Origin of the sequence: Flavobacterium xanthum (assembly GCF_900142695.1) — a bacterium.
Taxonomy (GTDB): Bacteria; Bacteroidota; Bacteroidia; order Flavobacteriales; family Flavobacteriaceae; genus Flavobacterium; species Flavobacterium xanthum.
On sequence record NZ_FRBU01000092.1, the window covers coordinates 1 to 1,531 of the forward strand.

The window sequence follows — 1,531 nt, forward strand, 5'->3', positions numbered from 1 at the left end:
GTCATTTGTTTCTTGAACCCGTTTTGACGGTAATCTTTGTACGTAAAAGTTACGTTTTGATTGTCAATGCTTTGGATGCGGTTGTTGCTAATGGCAATCTTGTGTGTGTATCTACCCAGATATTCCACCACTGATTTTGGACTCCCAAAAGGCTTTTTAGCAAACACTACCCACTGTTTCTCCCACAATTGTTTCTTGACTTTAGTGTAATTGTCAGGACTTCTCTCTTTTAGTTTCTCGCAATATTTTGCCCTAAAAACTTTAGATAACGCCTTGACTGGAAACAAAAATTTGCCATCGCCTCGTATGTTTTTCCAAATGCCGTTTTTATCCACGCCGCCGCCAGGCACAATACAATGCAAGTGTGGATGCAGCGATAAATTTTGCCCCCAAGTGTGTAGAACGGCAATCATTCCAGTTTGGATTTCTTTGGCTTTGCCAAAAGTTTTAAGCGTTTCCCATGCCGACTCAAAAAGTATATTATACACCAATCTTGGGTCGTGCATCGCTAGACTATTAATACTATCTGGCAAAGTAAATACAACGTGAAAATAAGGTACTGGCAAGAGTTCGTTTTGTCTAGCCTGAATCCAATCGTCCCGATTTTTTCCTTGACATTTAGGACAATGGCGGTTGCGACAACTGTTGTAACTAATACTGATTTTTCCACAGTTGTCGCAAGCATCTATGTGTCCGCCCAAAGCAGCCGTTCGGCACCTTCTCACAGCCGATAAAGTGCGCAATTGCCAAGTATTGAGTCCTAAATTCTCTATTTTATTACCTAACTTTTCTAAAACATGAGCCACCTCACTTCGACTACGCTCAGTGCAGGCTATTCCACCTCGTTCACTAGCTACTTGCGGCTGCATTTTGCAAACAAAGTATCAAGAGGACTAAAGGCTTTTATTGTGTCGAGCTGCGCAATATGCAAATACTCCATCGTAGTCTCAATTTGCTCGTGTCCTAAAAGATTTTTTAGCGTGATAATATCGAGTCCGTCCTCAAGTAAATGTGTTGCAAAAGTGTGCCTGAGCGTATGCACGCACACCTCTTTCTCGATTCCTGCTGCCTTGCAGGCTTGCTTGACTGCCCATTGCACCCCACGCTGGGAATAGCGAGAGTCAAAATCGCCTCCCGCTATGCCTTGAGGTTGTCCGTTGAAAAGATAGACTTTTGGTTTTTCGGCTTCGATGTAGGTTTTTAGTCCGCGGATCAAATGTTTGGAGAGCGGCACATAACGGTCTTTTTTGCCTTTGCCTTGCACCACTTTGAGTTGTTCACGATCAAAATTCAAGTCTTGCAAGCGTACACTGCGCACTTCCATACAACGCAAGCCACAGCCGTACAAAAGACCAATAAGAATTTTGTGTTTGAGCAGTTGGCAACTTGTAAGCAACCGCCATATTTCCTCTTTACTGAGAACAGTAGGGAGTTTTTTATCGTGTTTAATCGACGGTAAATGCAGAAATTCATAAGGCAAGCCCTCGGATTTAAGCAAAAACCGAAGCCCGTAAACACAATGTTTAAAATA

General features: G+C 42.7%; 2 protein-coding genes. Both read right to left on the minus strand.

Translation table 11 applies throughout. The features are described 5' to 3' along the window. Positions 1-869 (minus strand): IS91 family transposase (locus BUC11_RS16495; protein ID WP_073355790.1); only part of this gene is annotated, 869 nt, incomplete at its 3' end. Then, on the minus strand, positions 854-1,531 hold a 678-nt coding region (locus tag BUC11_RS16500), incomplete at its 5' end, for a tyrosine-type recombinase/integrase (protein ID WP_245793959.1). The genes BUC11_RS16500 and BUC11_RS16495, both read right to left, overlap by 16 nt.